This window comes from Streptomyces glaucescens (assembly GCF_002154375.1).
GTDB classification, from domain to species: Bacteria; Actinomycetota; Actinomycetes; order Streptomycetales; family Streptomycetaceae; genus Streptomyces; species Streptomyces glaucescens.
This window is the reverse complement of sequence record NZ_MUND01000510.1, coordinates 1-3,343: the sequence shown is the minus strand read 5'-3', so window position 1 is coordinate 3,343 and position 3,343 is coordinate 1. Positions and strand designations below refer to the sequence as shown.

3 protein-coding genes are annotated in these 3,343 nt (G+C 69.9%); 1 reads left to right on the top strand and 2 read right to left on the bottom strand.

Annotation, left to right across the window (positions count from 1 at the left end):
- Both CCN42_RS29875 and CCN42_RS29870 read right to left on the bottom strand, forming a co-directional pair.
- Positions 1–1,625 (bottom strand): flavin monoamine oxidase family protein (locus CCN42_RS29875; protein WP_086740301.1); only part of this gene is annotated, 1,625 nt, incomplete at its 3' end.
- A 54-nt stretch (positions 1,626–1,679) separates the two neighbouring features.
- Positions 1,680–2,468 carry a carbon-nitrogen hydrolase family protein gene (locus CCN42_RS29870; RefSeq protein WP_086740299.1) on the bottom strand — a complete coding sequence of 263 codons (789 nt, stop codon included), beginning with the start codon at positions 2,466–2,468 and terminating at the stop codon, positions 1,680–1,682.
- A 317-nt stretch (positions 2,469–2,785) separates the two neighbouring features.
- Between CCN42_RS29870 and CCN42_RS29865 the strand changes: the two genes are divergently transcribed.
- Complete coding sequence (locus CCN42_RS29865) at positions 2,786–3,328, top strand: Repetin (RefSeq protein WP_086740297.1); 543 nt, start codon at positions 2,786–2,788, stop codon at positions 3,326–3,328.
- Positions 3,329–3,343 lie beyond the last annotated feature (15 nt).

Below are 3,343 nucleotides of genomic sequence, written 5' to 3'. Positions count from 1 at the left end.
GTGCCGCCGAAGTGGTGCATGACGCCCCAGACCGCGTTCAGCGCGGTCTGCACGGCGCCCTCGGCCCAGCCGGCCGTCCAGGAGATGTCGTCACCCGCGAGGAAGATGCCGCGCTTGTCCTCGGGCAGCCGGTCCTGCATGAAGTGCGTGAACAGGCGCCGCTGGTACCGGTAGTGGCCCGGCAGGTTGGCCTTGAACGCGCCCATGAAGTAGGGCTCGTTCTCCCACGACACCGTCACCGGGTTGCCGATGATGTGCTTGCGGATGTCGACCTTCGGGTAGATCTCGCCGAGCGACTTCAGCATGACCTCCATCCGCTCGTTCGCGGACAGCGGCAGCCACTTCAGGCTGTCGTCGCACCAGGTGTACGACAGGCAGATCACGGCGGGCTTGTCCGGACCGTCGTCGAGCAGGTAGGTGCCGCGGGTCATGCGGTCGGTGAGCGTCATCGACATGACGTCCCGGCCGGTCTCCTCGTCCTTGTCCAGCCAGAACGGGCGGTCCACGGGCACGAAGAGCTTGGAGGACTCCATGTAGTGGGTGCGCTCGATGGCGGTCCAGTGGTCGATCGGGAAGAGCGAGTCGTCGCACTGGATCTTCGACAGCAGCATCCAGGACTGGGCGGTGAAGATCGCCGCCCGGTAGGTGCGGATGTCACCGTTCGCGTCCGTCACGGTGATGTGGTTGCCCGCGGTGCGGTTCAGGCGGGTCACGGCCGGGCGCGGCTGCCCGCCCTCGTGCAGCTTGGCGAGCGAGGTGCCGTACGCCCAGTGGACGATCTTCTCCGGCTCGCGGTCCCACAGGCGCAGCGGCAGCTGCTGGGAGCCGCCGACGATGCCCCGGTGGTGGTCGTCGGCCTCGGTGTAGACGACCCGCAGGATCTCCAGGATGGAGTTGGGGAAGTCGGTGTCCCAGCCGCCGGTACCGAAGCCGACCTGGCCGAAGATCTCGCGGTGCCGGAAGGACTTGAAGGCCTCCGAGTCGCAGAGGAAGCCGTAGAAGGTCTGGTTGTCCAGCTTCTCGACGAGCTTGGCCCAGATCTCGCGGATGCGCGGCACGTCCCGCTCGCGCATGGCGCGGTTCATGTCGGAGAAGTCGGCGCCCTCCTCCAGGCACTTGTTCCACGCCTGGGCGACGTCCCGGTAGACCTGCGGCAGGTCGTCGACGGTCTCCGCGTAGTGGCTCTCGCCCTTCAGGTCGACGACGGTCGACGGGGTGGCCTCGGCGAGCGGGTTCGGGAACGGCTTGGTCTTCAGGTCGACCAGGTCGATGTAGTGCTGGAGGGCGGTGGAGGACGGCGGGAAGCGCATCGCGCCCATCTCGGCGGTCAGGGACTCGTCGCAGCCCTCGAAGCCGACGGTGCGCAGCCGGCCGCCGATCTGGTCGGCCTCGTAGACGACGGGCTTGAGGCCCATCTTCATCAGTTCGTACGCGGCGACGATGCCGGACAGGCCGCCGCCGATGACCGCGACCTCCGTGCCGTGCTCGGTCGCGGGGATCTGACCGAGCCCCGCCGGGTGGGCGAGGAAGTCGTCGTACGCGTAGGGGAAGTCCGGGCCGAACATGGTGATCGGCGGCTGCTGCTCGTCGGTGTGTTCGACGGCGTTGGGCACCGTGGACGTCATGGGGTACGGACTCCTTGCACAGAAAACGAGGGGGGACGAGCGGGGAGAGGGAGGTCAGACGAGCGACCCGTAGAGGCCGGGGCGGCGGTCCTCCAGATACGGGTTGCCGTCGCGGGAGGCGGCGAGGAAGACGGGGTCCACGTCGGCGAGGACCAGCTCCTCGGCGCGGCCGGCCCGGGTGCGGGCGACGCCGTCGGGTCCGGCGAGGGTGGAGAGGCCGACGAACTCGAACTCGTCCTCGGCGCCGACCCGGTTGACGTACGCGACGTACATCTGGTTCTCGAAGGCGCGCACCGGGACCAGGTGCTCGGCGACGAACTGGAACGGGTGCATCTGGGCCGTCGGCACCAGCAGCAGGTCGGTGCCCGCCAGGGCGTGGGCCCGGACGTTCTCCGGGAACTCCACGTCGTAGCAGATCATCAGGCCGATCCGCAGCCCGTCCAGCTCCGCCTGGACCACCGGCTGCTCGCCGGGCGTGAAGTGGTCGCGCTCGAAGCAGCCGAAGAGGTGCGTCTTGCGGTAGTTGGCCAGGCGGGTCCCCTCGGCGGAGATCAGCTGGGCGGAGTTGTACACCGTCCCGCCGTCGCGCTCCGGGTAGCCGTACGCGATCGCCAGCCCGTGCCGTGCGGCCAGCTCGGCGATCGCGTCGGCCGCGTCGCCGTCGGCGGGCTCGGCCAGACGCGCGATGTCGTCACCGATGGCGTAACCGGTCAGGAACATCTCCGGCGCGACGATCAGCCCGGCGCCGGCGGCGGCGGCCCGGCCCGCGGCCTCGTCGAGAACCTTCAGGTTCTCGACGGTCGAGCCGGGGCGGCCGGAGCTCTGGAGCAGGGCGATGCGCATGCGTGTTCCTCACCGGGACGGATGGGTGTGGGGGGCCACATAGACGGTACGAGCGGCGGGCTCGGCCGGACAAGGAGGAGCCGTTGCGCGCGCATGCACGCTTTGTTGCGTCCGTTCCGGCCCCGGCGGCGATTCGTTGCGCGCCTCTCGTCGTACGTCCCCTCCCCCGCGGGGCACATGGCCGTACCCGCTTCCCCGCCGGACGGCGGAGACCGAGTGCCGCCCGCGGAGCGATGTGGCCCGAGCGGTCCGCGGGAAGAGTGGTGACCGTTCGCACCAACTGTTCCCACCTGCTCCCACCTGCGGAAAGGCTCATCATGCCTCGTCGTACGAAGATCGCCGCGTTCGGTGTCGCCCTGCTTCTGGCCGGGGGTGTCACGGTCGGCACCACGGCCGCGAGCGCCACCGGCGGACAGCGCGAGGCGGCCGCGCTGACCGGCACCGCCAAGCTGTACCGGTCGGCCGGCGACGACATCACGTTCACCTTCGACGCCCGTCTCGCGGCCGAGGACACCGCCGACCCGATGAAGGCGACCGGCACCTTCTCCTTCAGCCATTACCGCGGAGAGTGGGGCGCCTGGGCCAAGGCCGAGGTCGACTGCCTGGTCACGGGCGGGAGCGTGGCGGTCGTCTCCGGCGTCATCACCGACTCCGACCTGCCGGGCGCCGAGGGCAAGCGGGTCGGGGTCACGGTGCACGACCTGGGCCGGCACGACCGGCTGGGCTACAGCTGGGCGACGACCGGCAGCCCGGCACAGATGCCGAAGGACCTGCCGAAGTGCGTCAGCTCGGCTCCCTTCGAGAAGGTGCGGAAGGGCACGGGCGACTTCACGGTCGTGCCCTGGCAGCCGCGCCTCTAGGTCGTGTCCGCAAAG

What these genes read in the sequence shown, in the direction of transcription:
- CCN42_RS29870 (WP_086740299.1), bottom strand. Translation starts at nt 2,468, where the DNA reads ATGCGCATCGCCCTGCTCCAGAGCTCCGGCCGCCCCGGCTCGACCGTC.
- CCN42_RS29865 (WP_086740297.1), top strand. Translation starts at nt 2,786, where the DNA reads ATGCCTCGTCGTACGAAGATCGCCGCGTTCGGTGTCGCCCTGCTTCTG.